Raw genomic sequence first — 14,918 nt, 5'->3', positions numbered from 1 at the left:
ATAATGTACGCAACTTCTATCTCGGCGGCTACCTGTGGAGGGACTTCCCCGCGGACGGTACCTCGGAGGCCACCGGCTACCCCTGCTACACACAGGGACGGCTCGACCGAGAGGACGTTCCCGCCGGACTGCGCGCCTACCTCATGGTCTGTGAGGATGCCCGGTGAGCACGCTCAGTGATGGTGTGAGCCGGCACCCGGCTCCGCCTCGGCGGGTTCCAGCGGAAGATCCGCGGCGTCCCGCGAGGTGTCGCGGGAGACGTTGCGTCCCCGCAGGTAACCGACGATGCGGCACACCAGGTAGATCGCGAAACTGATGGAGGTGACGAAGGGGCTCACCGGCAGACCCGGCCCCAGAGACAGCACCAGGCCACCGGCGGCGGAGGCCACCGCGAAGCACGCCGAAAGCACCACGGCCAGCGCCGGATTCGCCGTCACCTTCACCGCGGCGGCGCCCGGGGTGATGAGCAGGGCGAGCAGCAGCAGGGCACCGACGACCTGCACGCCCTGGGAGGCGACCACACCGATGATGATCGCGAAGACCGCGGCGAGCAGCTTGACCTCCACACCTGAGGCCGCGGCGAGTACCGGGTCGACCGTGGAGAACAGCAGCGGTCGCCACAGCACCCCGACGACCACGACGACGACCGCGGTGACCACGGCGAGCGTCCCCAGTGATGCCCCGGACACTCCGACGATCTGCCCGGTGAGCAGGGCATAGGCTTCGGAGGTGCGTCCCGGGTAGAGGTAGATGAACAGCACGGACAGGCCCATGCCGAAGGCGAGGACCACGCCGGTGGTGGAATCCTGCTCGCGCATGCCGAGCAGTGCCAGGACCAGGGACGCCAGGACGGCGCCCGCCACCGCGCCGACCGTCACGCTGACGCCCAGCAGCAGTGCAGCGGCGGCACCCATCAGGGCCAGCTCGCCGGTGGCGTGGGCGGCGAAACTCATCTTGCGCATGACGATGAGAGGGGCGACGGCCCCGGAGACGATCCCGAGCAGCAGGGACGCCCACAGGGCGTTCTGCACGAAATCGACCTGGAGAAGATCCCAGGTACTCACACCACCACCAGCTTCCCGTTGACCTCGGCGACCTCGACCCGGGTACCGTACAGCGCCGACAGGACGTCGCTGCGCATGACCTCCCCGACAGTGCCGGTGATGTGGTCGTTGGGCCCGAGATAGAGGATCCGGTCGGTGACATCGAGGACCGGGTTGATGGAGTGGGTGACGAAGACGACGGCTGTGTCGTGCTCGCGGCGCCGTCGGTCGAGCAGGTCGACGGCTGCGCGCTGGGTGCGCAGGTCGAGGCTGAGCAGGGGCTCGTCACAGAGCAGGAGCTCCGGATCACCGGCCAGGGCCTGAGCCTGGCGGACCAGCTGCTGCTGACCACCGGACAGGGTGCCGATCCGACGGTCGGCCAGGCCTGCGGCGCCGACCTGGGCCAGGGCGTCGTTCACCACGAAGCGGGAGGGGCGCCGGTTGCGCCACATCCCGTGTCCGATGGACAGCCCGACGAGATCACGGACGCGGACCGGCAGATCCGGGTCCGCCATCTGCTGCTGGGGGATGTAGCCGATGCGCTCCGGGGTGTCGACACGGCCGGCGGTGAGTTTCCGGGTGCCCAGGACGGTCCCGAGCAGGGTCGACTTGCCGACGCCGTTGGGGCCCAGCACGGTGAGGAACTCGCCGGGTTCCACGGCGAGGTCGAGGTGGCTCCACAGTGGCTCGACCGCGGCTCCGGTGAAGGTCAGGACGCTCACTCGGCGTCATCCTCCGTATCGTCCCCGGTGGCCTTCTCCAGACCGGAGACGACCGCGTCGAGGTAGTCGATGTAGCTCTGGTCGTTGTCCGGGGACTCGTTGACGTTGATGACGGCGTCGTTCTCCGTCAGACCGGCGTCCTTCGCGGCATTGACGAGCTGGGTGGACGCGGCGGTCTGCGACTGGGAGTTGGTGACGAGCACATCCACCCCACCGTCGGCGATGAGGTCGCGGGCGGATGCGAGGTCGGCGGCAGAGGGCTCGGACTCGGTGAGTACGGCGTCCGCGAAACCCTCGGGAGTGACGTCGGTGAGCGCGGTGCCGTTGATGAGATCCAGGGCGACCGGTTCAGTGAAGAGCAGCTTCGCGGCCGGCAGCTTGTCGAGCCGTGCAGACACCTCGTCGAGGTCCCCGGTGACGCCGGTGGCGGACTCAGGGAAGGACTCGTCGACGCTGTGCAGGTAGGATGCCAGGTTGTCGGCGAATTCACGGACGGTGTCCAGGTCGAACCAGACATGCGGGTTGGCGTCGCCGTGATCGTGGTCGGCGTCCTCGTCGGTGCCGTGATCGTGGACGTGCTCCTCGCCGGGCGCGGCGGCGGTGATGACCTCAGCGTCGGAGGCGGCGTTGTCGGTGAGCCAGTTGTCGTAGCCGGCACCGTTGCCGAGGACGACGTCCGCGTCCCGGATGTCGGCGATGTCCCTGGCGGTGGCCTCGTACTCGTGCGGGTCGCCGTCGGTGCCGGAGAGGATCGTCGAGACCGAGACGTCGAGGGTGGAGCCGGCATCGGTGGCGTCGTCGACGACCTGCTCGGCGATCGAGCCCCACACGGCGGTGGAGGCGACGATCTTCACGTCGGCGTTGTCCGCGTCCGCATCGGAGGAACCGCCGGAGCAGGCGGTGACGCCGATAGTCAGGGCGACGGCGGCGGCGCCGGCGAGAGCGGTGCGCAGGGTGCGGCGCGGGGTGTGACGCGGGGTGAGGCGGGGACTTCTCATGGTGAGACAACCTAGTTGTTGTTGGTAATGATTGTCAATTACAGTGGTGACGGAGGTCAGGAGGATCGCGGTGAAGAGCATCCTCGACATGGGCAGGGAGACTCAGGACCCGGAGATGCTGGGCGACGACGGTGCCGGGCAGGGGGAGTCGAAGATCTACCTGTGGACGGTGGTCACGCTCATCCTCACGGTGGCCGGGATGTTCATCGGTTTCCAGCTGGTCGTAGCCAACTTCTGGCGCATCGCACGGCCGCTGCTCGATATCTACGGACTTGTCGATCGCCCTGGCGTGCCGATCTCCCGCAATCCACTGACCGGGGAAGGGTTCCGCTTCACCCTCTACTGCCTGACACCGCTGGTCGGCTTTACCGCCCTGTGCGTGCTGATGTGGTGGCGCCGTCCTCCGGTCGGGGAGTGGACGGGGATCTGGAAATGGCCGTTCGTCGGCGCTCTCGTGGTCGCCCTGCCGTGGGTGTTCCTCTGGGTCGTCGGCAACTGGTTCCTCCTCGGTTGGGCGGGACCCGACTGACCCACCCCGGTACAGTGGTCACCTGTGAACCGATCAAGTGGGCAGAACGGCGCGTCCCGGCAGGGCAGGCAGGGACGACGCGGCACCCTGGCGTCCATCGCCGCCGAGCTCGGCGTCTCCCGGACGACTGTGTCCAATGCGTACAACCGCCCCGAGCAGCTGTCCGCTGACCTGCGGGAGAAGATCCTGCGCACCGCCGAGGCCATGGGCTACGCCGGGCCCGACCCGATGGCGCGGTCGCTGCGGACCCGGCACGCCGGCGCCATCGGCGTCCTGCTCACCGACGACATGACCTACGCCTTCGAGGATCAGGCGTCCCTGGAGTTCATGTCCGGCATCTCCGAGGCGTGCGTCGGTATGGACACCTCGATGCTGCTCATCCCGGCCGGCGCGGAGACCAGTGAGGAGGACCGGCCCGCGAGCCTGGTCAACCAGGCCGTCGTCGACGGTTTCATCGTCTACTCCGTCGCCTCCGACGATCCCTTCCTCGCCTCCGTCACCGCGCGCAACATCCCCACGGTGATCTGCGACCAGCCCGCCGACGACCACGGGGTGAACTTCGTCGGTATCGACGACGCCCGTGCGATCCGCCCGGCCGCCCAGACGCTGGTGGACGCCGGCCACACCCGCATCGGCATCCTCTGCATCCGCCTGGACCGCGTCCCCAACAACGGCCCCGTCTCCGCGGAACGCCTCGCCGGGGCGCACCTGCACGTCCAGCGCGACCGCGTGACCGGCGCCCTCGACGTTCTCGAGGACGCCGGGATCGACCGCTCCACCGTGCCGGTCATCGAACGACACCTCAACACCCCGGAGACGAGCGCCTCGGCCGCTGCCGAGCTCATGGAGAACCACCCGGACCTCACCGCCGTCATCTGCACGACGGACTCGATGGCTCTCGGTATGCTCGACTACGCCGAACGGATGGGCATCAACGTGCCGGACGACGTCTCCGTCACCGGCTTCGACGGTATTCCCCGGGCACTCGACCGCGGCCTGTCGACGGTCGTGCAGCCCAACCGGGAGAAGGGCTTCACCAGCGGCAATGTGCTCGCCGCCCTGATCCGGCGCCGTGAGGCCGCCCTGCGACCCAGTCACCGGCGGACCGAGTCGGACACCTCGTGGTCGGAACCGGACAACAGGATCGTGCTGGCGACCCACTGGCACGAGGGTGTCACTGTCGCGCCGCCGCGATCCTGAGCAGCACCTCTGCGACCTCCTGAGTGTCCGCCACCCGGCGGGACGCCGCGGTCTCACCCTCGCCGACCTTCACCCCGAGATCCTGGGGCCGCAGGATCTTCAGCGCGGTCTCGTCGGTGGTGTCGTCGCCCATGAACACCACCTTGTCCGGGTCCGTCGCACCGATGAACCACTCCAGGTAACGGCCCTTGGTCATGTCGGTCACCGCGATCTCGAGAATGTCCTTGCCGTCGGTGAGGTGGACCCCTTCGAACTGCCCGACAGCCGCCCGCAGCTCAGCCATCGCCGCCTCGGCGAGCGGACGGTTCTGCGTTCCCCGGCAGTGCAGGCTGCGGGAGAACGGCTTGTACTCCACCCAGAGCTTCTCCTCCCGGGTGGCGTACTCCTCGGCGAGTGTGGTGACGCGGTCCAGCAGGTCCTTCTGTTCCACGGTGAGGACATCGGCGGCGCCGTCGGAATCCGCGTCCGCCTCGGCAGGTTCCGCACCGTGGGATCCGACCAGGCGCACATCGTCCGGTCCCGGAGCGGCGACGGGACCGTAGGGGGTGATGATCTGCAGCTGCTTCAGGTCACGACCGGAGAGCAGCATCACGGTCGTATCGGGGAGCGTGCGCAGTGTCTCGACCGCTGTCGCGGACCCCGGCACCAGGCGGACGGCCAGCGGGTCGGTGGAGAAGCCGGCGAGGGTGCCGTCGACGTCGAGAGCGAGCAGGAGGGAACCGGCGGACGCGAGGTCTGCGATATCGGCATCGGTGACGGGGCCGGGGACGGAGACAGGAGAAGTCATGGGCACCAGCGTAGCGTCACCCGGAGAAGCTGATGCCGTTCTCCGGGGCGTCGCTGACCCACAACCGGAACTCGCGCAGGGAGTTGCTGTCGTCGAAACGCCAGCGCAGGTCCGGGGTCTCCAGCAGCTCGGTGAGCTTCCCGGCGAGGTAGCCGTCACCGGGGCCGCAGTCCCCCTCGGTGCGGGTGTCCGTGTCGGAGAAGGTCACCGTCGCGTCATCCCCCGACCCTTTCCAGTCCACCGACCCGGTGACCTGTTCGCAGCCGACGGTGGCGGTGAAGGTGTCCGCACCGGCGGCGAAGGAGGTGCGGGCCTGGGTGGCGACATCCGTCCCGGCGTCCCCCACGGCAGTGATCTGCCAGCGGACATTGACGACCTCGTCGGGGGCGTCATCGGAGCCGCAGGCGGCCAGGGCGAGCAGCCCCGCGACCGCGGTCGTACCGGCGAGCGTCCGGCGGACGGCTGTCCTCACTTCACGTCCGCCAGGGTCTTGAGGAAGCGGCGGGCCCAGGCGTGCACGTCATGGACGCGCACCTCGTCCCACATCGAGGTCATCCGCTCCCGGCGGTCGTCCTCCGGCGACTCGATCGCCTTCATGATGGCGTTCGCCGTGGACTCCACGTCATAGGGGTTGCACAGGTAGCCCTCGGTGAGCTGTGTGGCAGCACCGGTGAACTCGGAGAGCACCAGAGCACCAGAGCCGTCGGAATGGGCGGCGACATACTCCTTCGCCACCAGGTTCATACCGTCCTTCAGTGCGGTGACCAGCATGACGTCCGCCGCCGCGTACAGTGCGACGACCTCGTCGAAAGGCAGGCTGGCATGCGTGTAGTGCACGACCGTGTGCCCCAGACTGCCGTGGCGGCCGTTGATCCGCGAAACCGCCAGCTCCACGTCATTACGGGTCCGCTGGTACGAGTCGATCCGCTCACGGGAGGGGGTGGCGACCTGGATCAGACAGACATTGTCCGCGTCCAGCTGACCACGGTCGAGCAACTGTTCCAGGGCCTTGAGCCGCTGCAGGATGCCCTTCGTGTAGTCCAGCCGGTCCACACCGGCGAGCAGGATCCCGGGGGAGCCGACCCGACGTCGCAGGGCGGACGCCGCGGCGATCGTCTCCGGGGCGGACGCCTTCTCCGCCACGCCTGCGGAATCGATGGAGATCGGGAAGACCCCCACCTGCACATCGCGGACGGATCCGTCGGGGTCCTCGACATGGACCGTGCCGGCCACGGCATCCCGACGGGGCAGTCGCGCGCCGCGGATGTAGGAGACACCCTCCTCGTCGGTACCTTCGGCACCGGTGTCGGCCCCACAGGCGTCACCGGAGCCGACCTTGGCGAAGGTGACGTCCGCACCGAGTGCGCGCAGGGTGTAGAGGAAGTTCCACGCCGAGTCCGGGGTGTGGAAACCGATGAGATCGGAACCCAGCGTCCCGAGCAGGACATCCCAGCGCCACGGGAGCTGACGGAACAGTTCCGGGGTGGGGAAGGGGATGTGCAGGAAGAACCCGATCCGCAGGTCGGGGCGCAGTTCCCGCAGCATGCCGGGCACGAGGTGGAGCTGGTAGTCCTGCACCCACACGGTCGCCCCCTCGGCGGCGGCCTCGGAGGCGGCCTCGGCGAAACGACGGTTGACCGTCACATAGGAACGCCACCAGGACCGGTGGAACTCCGGGTGGACGATGACGTCGTGGTACAGCGGCCAGAGAGTGTCATTGGAGAAACCCTCGTAGTAGGTGGTGAACTCCTCCGTCGACATGTTCACCGGCAGGAGGCTGATCGCACCCTCCGGCATATCCGCGACGTGGATCTCCTCGTCCGGGGTGTCCGCCGTGGTGCCGGGCCACCCGACCCAGCAGCCCTGCGAGCTCTCCAGTACCGGACGCAGTGCGGTGACAAGGCCACCGGGGCTGGTCGTCCAGACAGTCTCGCCGTTGCGGTCTGTGGTGCGGTCCACCGGGAGGCGGTTCGCGACCACGACCATGTCGCTGGGGGTGACGGCCATGTCGGTATCAGTCCTTGTCGGCTGTCTTCTTGGCGGCGGCCTTCTTGGTCGTCTTCTTCGCCGCGGCCTTCTTCGTGGTCTTCTTGGCGGCGGCCTTCTTCGTCGACTTCTTCCGGGTCTTCTTCTCCGGCTCCGGCTCGGCGAACTCGGCGGCGACCTTGCGGTGGATCAGACCCTCCGGCTCGACACCCAGCATGCACATCAGGGTGGCGGCATCGAGATGGTCCTTGGCGTAGGTGGCGACGATCCGCTGGGCTGCAGCGGCGGTGTCCCCCTCCACGGTGTGCAGGGATTCTGCGCTGGTGGTCTGGTTGTCGGTGACCTTCGGCGGCACTGGTGCTCCCTCTAGAGATGATCGTGCGGTTGCAAGGCTTCCATCCTACCTGCGACGTCGGCGCCCTGCACGCTCCACCCGTAGTTTCCAGTGCCGGGGTGCGCGGCGTGCCCGGGGTCGTCGCAGACCCAGATCGCGGTGCAGGATACGGGGCTTGCGCAGGCGTCGGGCGATCCACTCACCGAAGGTCACACCGGCCGCCAGGGCGGTGGCCGTGGCCAGGGCGATACCGAGGCTGGACAGGCCCTGGACCATCTGGTCGGAGAGCAACGAGTACATGCCCCGGTACAGCGACAGGCCCGGCAGCAGCGGGGTGATGCCCGCGATAGCGGTGATCTGCGGCGGAATGAGGAAGCGGCGGGAGAGCAGACCACCGGCGAGGCCGATGAGTACGGCGACCGCGCCCACGCCGGTCACCGAAACCATGCCGATGACGGGCATCGCCACCTGGTGGAAGGTGAAGACGACGAAGGTGGTGAACGTCGCGACGACGAGGGCGCGACGGTCGCAGAACTCGGCGATGCAGAAGAATATCGCCGCACCGACGCCACCGAGGATCCGCAGAGTCACGCCGCTCACACCGCCGAGATCCGGGGTGGAGGTGTCCAACGGAGGCAGTGTCATCCCCAGGCGGCTCATCAGCTGGATGCCGATCGCCACACCGGCGATGATGCCGCCGGTCATGAGCACGGTCTCGAAGAACCGGGCGGACGCGGTCACCGGTGCGCCCGTCACACCGTCCTGCAACGCCTGGACAAGTGTCAGGCCGGCGAGCATGGCGACGATGCAGGACGCGATGACAATCGACGGCGAGACATGGACGTGCAGGTCCCGGGCGAAGTTGTAGGTCAGGGCGGCAGGGATCGTCGCGATGACGCCGCCGAAGAGGTTCTGGAAGAACAGTGGCAGGCGCTTCCCGCTGAGCCAGAGGGTCACCGCCATGATGATCGTGGTGGTGACCAGTGCGATCAGCGAGATCACGGGACCGCCGCCGAGGAGCAGTCCGACGGCGCCGGCGAAGCCGCCCCAGGCCGGCGGGATCCAGCGCATCCGGTAGGGCAGGGGACGGCGTTCCAGCTCCGTGACGATGTCGGTGGCCATCTCCACCGGGGTGGCGCCGTTGACGATGGAGCGGATCAACCGGTCGACCTCGGTCAGCCGGGAGAAGTCCGTTTTCAGGGCGTTGACGACCCGGAAGGTCATGACCGGCGGATCGGAGTGGTCCGTGCTGCGGGTGTAGATCGTGATCGTGTTCAGCGTGATGTCCACGTGACAGCCGTAGAGGCCGTAGGACGAGGTCACGGCGAGGATCTGCGCCTTGGTGTCGGAGTTGCCGGTGCCGGAGGAGAGCAGCAGGTCCCCGATCCGGGCGGCGACGTCGGTGACGCGGTGGATCGACAGCGGGTCGGTGAGGTCCACCGGTGCCAGCGGTGAGGGCGGCGGTGCCATGCGGATCGTGTCGATGGTCGACCGGTTACCGCCGAAGAGCATGTCGGACGCCCGGTGTCGCAGATTCGTCATCTGTGTCAGCGTCCGTGTCGCGATGCCACCCATGAGACGTTTCCCTCCGACGTCGGTTCTGTCAGTCGTCACCCTACGACACTGCAGGGTAGTGGGCGAAACCGCGGATTGCCGCCGGGCCTGATAGAGTCTCCGGCGGTGTATTTCACGCCCGCTGGAGTGGCGCAATCGGTAGCGCAACGGTCTTGTAAACCGTAGGTTGCGAGTTCAAGTCTCGTCTCCAGCTCTGTAAGCAGGGAAAAGATCGGATCCCCATCGGCTAGATTCCCGCAAGTCGATAGAACGTCGATACTTATAAGTCACTGAAGCACCCCGGACCCTGGCTCATATCCAACCAGGAAGCAGGTACAGAAACTATCCGCCATCCCGGACACAGAGCCTGCGCCTGTCCGAACGCGCCACGACTCCCCATCCGCCGCTCCCGCTACGATGTCACAGGATAGAAAACCTGCTCATCTACGGCGGACTGGCCGCTGTCTTGATCGTGCTCAGCGCGGCCGCATGGCTGCTGGTGTTGCCTGCCGCTCTGGCCGTGAGTTGTGGCGCGCGGCCGACTGCTCCGCCTTCACGGGCGTGTCTATCCGCACGTGGGGTGGGCTATTACGTCGCCCTTGACCAGTGCCCGCAACCGGTCACCAGACTCGACGCCCGCACACCCCCTGAGGTACGCGGACGAGGTGTGCACGTGGCGCGCCGGACGCTTCGAGCCGGGTTGCCTTAGCTTCAAGTGCGACAATCGGTTCATCGCCGCGAAGGCCGGTGCCGACCCGGACGTCGAGGTGCACGTGGTTACCTACTGTCTCGGGTCCGGGCACGCGCTGGAAGAAGGGTCTCGGTCCCACGCCCTCCGGGTCCTGGCACGCCCAGGGGGATCCCTGGTCCTCCTCCGGGAGGGAAGAATTGAACGCCTCCCAGGAGTCGAACCGCGGTGGCACCGGGGGATCGCCGTAACCGAGCGGCGCCTTCCGGGACTCTGCCACCGCCGCAGGCTCCCCGCAGTCGAAGGTGATCTTCACCTGCCGTGTCGTGGTCGTGTCGACCGGCGAGTCAGGCCAACGACTCCTGGTTCTGCGTCCCTGGACCGGTCGATCGTCGGCGGTGGGCCGGATCTGAGACGCACAACCCGGATCGCCCGGTGCCCGGTGTGTCCTGCCGCTGCGCGCCGAGCCGCGCGGCGTCCCTACCTGTAGCCCCTACCGGAAACTCCCGGCGTGCAGTGCGTCGGCCAACGGGGCGAGTTCCGGGACGGTGGAGGCCTCGGCCAGTGCGTCCTCGAGAGTGCGGTCGTGGGTGGGTCGGGCGGCGTTGAGCAGGTCCCGTCCCTCGTCGGTGTGGATTGCCTGGATATTCTCGTCAGAAACGCCGGTATCGCCATTGGTGGACGTATCACGGAGACGAAAACGGATACCTGGCAGAAGGCGCTGGACATCAATGTTCTCGGCTCCGTCAGGGGCCTCCGGGTTTTCGTTCCCAAGATCGGGAAGGGCGGGAGGATCGTGCTCACCGCCTCCGCGGCCGGTCTTGTCCATGCTCCTGCCATGGCGACGTACAACGCCACGAAAGCGGCGACCGTTGCCTTGGGAGAGACCGTGGACGCTGAACTGAGACACCGGAAGATCAGTACGACGGTGATCTGCCCCCAGTTCTTCAAGTCCGGCCTTGCCGATTCCCTCACCGGTGACGATGACGCGATGGACGCGGTGGCACGGGTCCTGCTCAGCCGGACCTGGTTGACCTCGGAGATTGTCGCGCGTCGGGCAGTGAAGGGGATCGAGGCCCGTCGGACCGTGGTGACGCCGGACGGGTTCGCCACCTTCTCGTGGTACTCCAAGCGCTTCACCCGGATTCCCTACCTCTTCCTGGTACGTGCCATCGGCTGGGCGGTGGCCAGGCAGGTCAGGCGGTCTGAGGGGAAGGCGCTGGTATAGGCCCGGGGCAGGTCTAGAGCCAGTTTTCCCTCCGGGATGGTGGAGCAGTTGTCGGTCACAGGTTTGCCGTTGAATCGGCCTTCGAGGCGGTAGTAGCCTTCGACCAGCCACGGAACGGCGGCGAGAATGTGGCTCAGGTAGGGGTGCCGCCGGTACTCGGTCTGAGTGTCGGCAGTGCAGTACTGACGCGAGTGCGTGCGGACATATTCGGTGATCATGATGCCGTCACCTGCACCGAGGGAGCGGTGAGGGGAAGTGCCTTCGAGGAAATCGCCCGCACCCTGGGTGATGAGCATCAGGACGGAAGGGGCATCCCAGTTCCCCATGTTGATGTCGTCCATGATGCCCCTGATCTCGGGAATGTCGTCCGGCGCACACAGGATAGGGTCCACCGTCTGACGCGGGCGGCGAAAACTCCTGCCATGTACCCGGCGCCGATCTGCGCGGCGGTGGTGACAGGATCACGGGCATGGGGTATCTCGTTATCCATAGAACAAGAACCCGCAACAACGAATAGTGCTGTGTCTGTTACGCGGTTTCGGCATGTCAGTGTCTCGGGGCACATCACGTCGGTGGAGAACAGGGGTGTGCTTTAAGCTGTGGAGCATGCCGAACTCCGGAGCTTCGCAGATCAGCGTCCGCAGCAGCTGTGACGCCGACCTTCCCGCCATCACCGAGATCTACAATGACGCGGTCGTCACCACGGTCGCCGTGTGGAACAACGACACCGTCGACGTCGGCAACCGCCGTGACTGGCTCCACGCGCACCAGGTGCCCGGCACGGTCGCACTCACCGCCGTCGGCGCCGACGGTCGCGTCCTCGGCTACGCCACCTACGGGGACTTCCGGAGCTATGACGGGTTTCGCGACACCGTCGAGAATTCGGTCTACGTCTCCACTGACGCGCGCACCGGAGGCGTCGGTACCGCGCTGATGACCGAGCTCCTGGTCCGGGCCAGGGACGAGGGCAAGCATGTCATGGTCGCGGCGATCGAGTCCGGGAACACGGCGTCACTCGCACTACACGAGAAGCTCGGGTTCTCCACGGTGGGCGTCCTGCCGGAGGTGGGGACCAAGTTCGGGCGTCGCCTCGCGATGACGCTCATGCAGATCACCCTCGACTGACCCGCTGCCGACCCTGACGAGGTGGTGCCCGGTGCCCACCGCCGTCACCGCACTGCTGTTCGTTCATGTCCCGGCAGGGGTGGTGATCGGGTTCGGCTACCGCGAGGTCTTCAGCAGCAGGGCGACGCCGACGAGCAGCACCAGCCCGATGCCGAGGATGCCGGCGCGGTCAGTGCCGGCGATCCCGGTGAACAGGGCGAACATGGCAGGGGCGAGCCAGCTCACCGCGCGGCCGGTGGTGGCGTAGAGGCCGAACATCTCACCTTCGCGTCCCGGCGGGCAGATCCGGGACAGGTAGGAACGCGACGCCGACTGCGCCGGGCCGACGAACAGGCACAGGGCCAGTCCGAAGATCCAGAACATCAGCGGTCCGGAGACGATGAAGAGCACCAGGGCGATGGCGACCATGAGCACCAGGGAGACGGCGATGACCGGCACCGGGCCGCGACGGTCGTCGAGGCGTCCTGCCAGCAGCGCACCCAGGGCGGCGACGACGTTCGCACCGACGCCGAAGATCAGGACATCGGCGTCCGACAGGTCGTAGACGGAGACCGCGAGAATCGCGCCGAAGGTGAACACGCCGGCCAGGCCGTCGCGGAAGACGGCCGAGGAGATGAGGAACCACACGGCTTTCCGGTCGGTGCGCCACAGTACGGCGATGTTGTGGAACAGGGCCCGGTAGGAGTCCTTCCACCCGGTCGCTTCAGCCCCGTTCGGCTCGACCTCGGGGATGCGACGGAACAGCGGGATCGCCGACAGCCCGAACCACACGGCGGCGAGCAGGGCGACGATCCGGACGTTCCAGCCGTCGTCGGTGGTGACGTTGAACAGGCCGCGGGTGTCTCCGTCACCGGCGATGAATCCGACGTAGCAGAACAGCAGCAGGAAGATGCCGCCGAAGTAGCCCATCGCCCAGCCGAAGCCGGAGACCCGGCCGACGCTGTCCTTCGTGGAGACCTGGTTGAGCATCGCGAAGTAGCCGACCTCGGCGAACTGGAAGGTCACCGAGCCGACCGCCATGATCACCGCGCCCAGCCAGAAGTAGCCCGGGGCGTCGTCACCGACGAAGACGAGCAGCAGCATCAGCGCGACGGTGACCAGCGTCCAGGTCCGCACCGCGCTGCGGCGCTTCCCCCGGGCGTCCGCGCGGCGTCCGACCACCGGGGCGGTTACCGCGATGATGACGCCGGCGACGGCGATCGCAGCACCGTACCAGGTGGACGCGCTGACGGATCCGCCGAGGGAGTCGCCGACCGAGTCGGTGAGGTAGACGGAGAAGATGAAGGTGACGAGGACGGCGTTGAAGGCGGCGGAGCCGAAGTCCCAGAAGGCCCAGGCGGTGACCGTGTGGCGGTCGGTGCGGGTTGTGGTGGCGGGGGCGGTCATGCCCACAGGATACGGTGTGCGGCGAAACTACCCGGGAGGGTGGTGGCCTGCGCAGTGGCGTACACAATCGTCACGGATCGGGCCGGTGCAGTGTCCGGACACCGTGAATCCGTCACGATTGTGTACGGGGGTCACTGCGCAGCCCGCGCGTACTTCCGGTTCCTCACCGCCAGATACGCGCCGCCGAGGATCGCCGAGAGCAGGGATGCCGTGAGGACGCCGACCTTCGCATGATCGTCGAGGACGGTGCCCGCCCCGAAGGTCAGTTCACTGACCAGCAGGGAGACGGTGAAGCCGATGCCGGCGACCATGCCCATGCCGATGATGTCCGGCCACCTCAAGGAAGATGCCAGCGCCATGCCGGGCAGTTTCGAGGTCAGCCAGGTCGTCACCGTGATGCCCAGCGGCTTGCCGACGACCAGTGCGATGATCACGCCGTAGGCCACCGGGTCCGCCCAGGAATCCGTCAGACCGGACCAACCGCCGACGGTCACACCCGCGGCGAAGAAGGCGAAGACCGGCAGCACCAGCAGCGACGACCAGGGGCCCAGTGCCGCCGAGAACCGGTGTGAGGTCGCCTTGCCGGCCCTGGACGTCACCGGGACCATGAACCCGAGGACCACCGCCGAGATCGTGGCGTGGATCCCGGAGTGGTGGACCAACGCCCAGGTCAGCACCGCCAGCGGCGTCAGCAGCCACGACTGGTCGAATCCGCGCTGCGTGGCGACCGCGAACAGGACCAACGGCACCAGCGCGAGGGCGAGGAACCCGAGGTTGAGGTCGTCGGCGAAGAAGAAGGCGATGATGAGGATGCCGATGAGGTCGTCGACGACGGCCAGCGTCAGCAGGAACACGCGCAGCCGCTGCGGCAGATGCGATCCGACCACGGCGAGGACGGAGACCGCGAAGGCGATGTCGGTGGCCGCCGGGACCGCCCAACCGGACGTGTCGCCGCCGTTCGCCGCGGCATTCACCACGGTGTAGAGGATCGCCGGCACCGCGACACCACCGCAGGCGGCGAGCACCGGCACCAGGGCGTCCTGTACCCGGCGCAGTGCACCGGTGAGGAACTCCTGCTTGAGTTCCAGTCCGGTGACGAAGAAGAAGATCGCCAGCAGCCCGTCGGAGGCCCACTCGCCGACGCTGAGATGCAGATCCGCCCACTCCGGGCCGATCTCGGCGTCCCGCAGCCCAGTGTAACCCCCGGAGAATCCGCTGTTCGCCCACACCAGCGCGATGACCGTCGCGATGAGGAGGAGGATGCCGCCACCCTTGTCTGTGGTGAGGAAACGCACGGCGCGGGCAAACGGGGTGGGGCTTGAACCGGTCATGGTGGGA

16 protein-coding genes and 1 tRNA gene are annotated in these 14,918 nt (G+C 67.5%); 5 read left to right on the top strand and 12 right to left on the bottom strand.

Annotated elements, in window-relative coordinates:
- Positions 1 to 173: 173 nt before the first annotated feature.
- Genes CVA01_RS05795 through CVA01_RS05785 form a run of 3 tightly spaced genes read right to left on the bottom strand, consistent with a single transcriptional unit; the run spans position 174 to position 2,763 of the window.
- Positions 174 to 1,064, bottom strand: coding sequence for a metal ABC transporter permease (locus CVA01_RS05795; RefSeq protein ID WP_141329329.1), 891 nt, complete (start codon positions 1,062 to 1,064; stop codon positions 174 to 176).
- The gene (locus tag CVA01_RS05790) at positions 1,061 to 1,765 is read right to left on the bottom strand and encodes a metal ABC transporter ATP-binding protein (protein ID WP_141329327.1); all 705 of its coding nucleotides are present in this window, start codon (positions 1,763 to 1,765) and stop codon (positions 1,061 to 1,063) included. Before CVA01_RS05790 ends, CVA01_RS05795 begins: the two co-directional genes overlap by 4 nt.
- Entirely contained in the window at positions 1,762 to 2,763 is a 1,002-nt protein-coding gene (locus CVA01_RS05785) for a metal ABC transporter solute-binding protein, Zn/Mn family (protein ID WP_141329324.1), read from the bottom strand. Before CVA01_RS05785 ends, CVA01_RS05790 begins: the two co-directional genes overlap by 4 nt.
- A 70-nt stretch (positions 2,764 to 2,833) precedes the next feature.
- Between CVA01_RS05785 and CVA01_RS05780 the strand changes: the two genes are divergently transcribed.
- Positions 2,834 to 3,292 carry a hypothetical protein gene (locus CVA01_RS05780; protein ID WP_141329322.1) on the top strand — a complete coding sequence of 153 codons (459 nt, stop codon included), beginning with the start codon at positions 2,834 to 2,836 and terminating at the stop codon, positions 3,290 to 3,292.
- Positions 3,293 to 3,316: 24 nt separating this feature from the next.
- Positions 3,317 to 4,492, top strand: coding sequence for a LacI family DNA-binding transcriptional regulator (locus CVA01_RS05775; RefSeq protein ID WP_141329320.1), 1,176 nt, complete (start codon positions 3,317 to 3,319; stop codon positions 4,490 to 4,492).
- Here CVA01_RS05775 and otsB read toward each other — a convergent pair.
- From otsB to thrE, 5 genes are read right to left on the bottom strand one after another with little or no spacing between them, the layout of a single operon-like run.
- Positions 4,467 to 5,279 (bottom strand): trehalose-phosphatase, encoded by an 813-nt coding sequence (otsB, locus tag CVA01_RS05770; RefSeq protein ID WP_244938170.1) that lies wholly within the window; start codon positions 5,277 to 5,279, stop codon positions 4,467 to 4,469. The two genes, CVA01_RS05775 and otsB, sit on opposite strands and share 26 nt — an antisense overlap.
- A gap of 16 nt (positions 5,280 to 5,295) precedes the next feature.
- The gene (locus CVA01_RS15230; RefSeq protein ID WP_244938169.1) at positions 5,296 to 5,751 is read right to left on the bottom strand and encodes a hypothetical protein; all 456 of its coding nucleotides are present in this window, start codon (positions 5,749 to 5,751) and stop codon (positions 5,296 to 5,298) included.
- A complete protein-coding gene (locus CVA01_RS05760; protein WP_014009067.1) occupies positions 5,748 to 7,286 on the bottom strand; it encodes an alpha,alpha-trehalose-phosphate synthase (UDP-forming) in 1,539 nt (512 codons plus the stop codon). Before CVA01_RS05760 ends, CVA01_RS15230 begins: the two co-directional genes overlap by 4 nt.
- A gap of 7 nt (positions 7,287 to 7,293) precedes the next feature.
- The gene (locus tag CVA01_RS05755) at positions 7,294 to 7,620 is read right to left on the bottom strand and encodes a hypothetical protein (RefSeq protein WP_141329316.1); all 327 of its coding nucleotides are present in this window, start codon (positions 7,618 to 7,620) and stop codon (positions 7,294 to 7,296) included.
- A gap of 45 nt (positions 7,621 to 7,665) precedes the next feature.
- Complete coding sequence (gene thrE / locus CVA01_RS05750; RefSeq protein WP_244938168.1) at positions 7,666 to 9,141, bottom strand: threonine/serine exporter ThrE; 1,476 nt, start codon at positions 9,139 to 9,141, stop codon at positions 7,666 to 7,668.
- 153 nt (positions 9,142 to 9,294) lie between these two features.
- Here thrE and CVA01_RS05745 point away from each other — a divergent pair.
- Positions 9,295 to 9,367, top strand: a tRNA-Thr gene (locus CVA01_RS05745).
- A gap of 406 nt (positions 9,368 to 9,773) precedes the next feature.
- Here the strand turns inward: CVA01_RS05745 and CVA01_RS15575 are convergent.
- On the bottom strand, positions 9,774 to 10,157 hold the full coding sequence (locus CVA01_RS15575) for a VOC family protein (RefSeq protein WP_218024559.1): 384 nt from the start codon (positions 10,155 to 10,157) through the stop codon (positions 9,774 to 9,776).
- A gap of 195 nt (positions 10,158 to 10,352) precedes the next feature.
- Between CVA01_RS15575 and CVA01_RS05740 the strand changes: the two genes are divergently transcribed.
- A complete protein-coding gene (locus CVA01_RS05740; protein ID WP_141329314.1) occupies positions 10,353 to 11,069 on the top strand; it encodes an SDR family NAD(P)-dependent oxidoreductase in 717 nt (238 codons plus the stop codon).
- Here CVA01_RS05740 and CVA01_RS05735 read toward each other — a convergent pair.
- A complete protein-coding gene (locus tag CVA01_RS05735; RefSeq protein ID WP_141329312.1) occupies positions 10,991 to 11,410 on the bottom strand; it encodes a hypothetical protein in 420 nt (139 codons plus the stop codon). The genes CVA01_RS05740 and CVA01_RS05735 overlap by 79 nt on opposite strands.
- Before the next feature lie 265 nt (positions 11,411 to 11,675).
- Between CVA01_RS05735 and CVA01_RS05730 the strand changes: the two genes are divergently transcribed.
- Positions 11,676 to 12,194 (top strand): GNAT family N-acetyltransferase, encoded by a 519-nt coding sequence (locus tag CVA01_RS05730; RefSeq protein ID WP_141329310.1) that lies wholly within the window; start codon positions 11,676 to 11,678, stop codon positions 12,192 to 12,194.
- 96 nt (positions 12,195 to 12,290) lie between these two features.
- Here CVA01_RS05730 and CVA01_RS05725 read toward each other — a convergent pair whose 3' ends face one another.
- Together CVA01_RS05725 and nhaA are read right to left on the bottom strand one after the other, a co-directional pair.
- Positions 12,291 to 13,580: an MFS transporter gene (locus CVA01_RS05725; RefSeq protein WP_141329308.1), complete on the bottom strand. Its 1,290-nt coding sequence runs from the start codon at positions 13,578 to 13,580 to the stop codon at positions 12,291 to 12,293.
- 131 nt (positions 13,581 to 13,711) lie between these two features.
- A complete protein-coding gene (gene nhaA, locus CVA01_RS05720; RefSeq protein WP_041629792.1) occupies positions 13,712 to 14,911 on the bottom strand; it encodes a Na+/H+ antiporter NhaA in 1,200 nt (399 codons plus the stop codon).
- Positions 14,912 to 14,918 lie beyond the last annotated feature (7 nt).

This window comes from Corynebacterium variabile (genome assembly GCF_006539825.1).
Classification (GTDB): domain Bacteria; phylum Actinomycetota; class Actinomycetes; order Mycobacteriales; family Mycobacteriaceae; genus Corynebacterium; species Corynebacterium variabile.
This window is presented reverse-complemented; position numbering and strand designations above follow the sequence as displayed.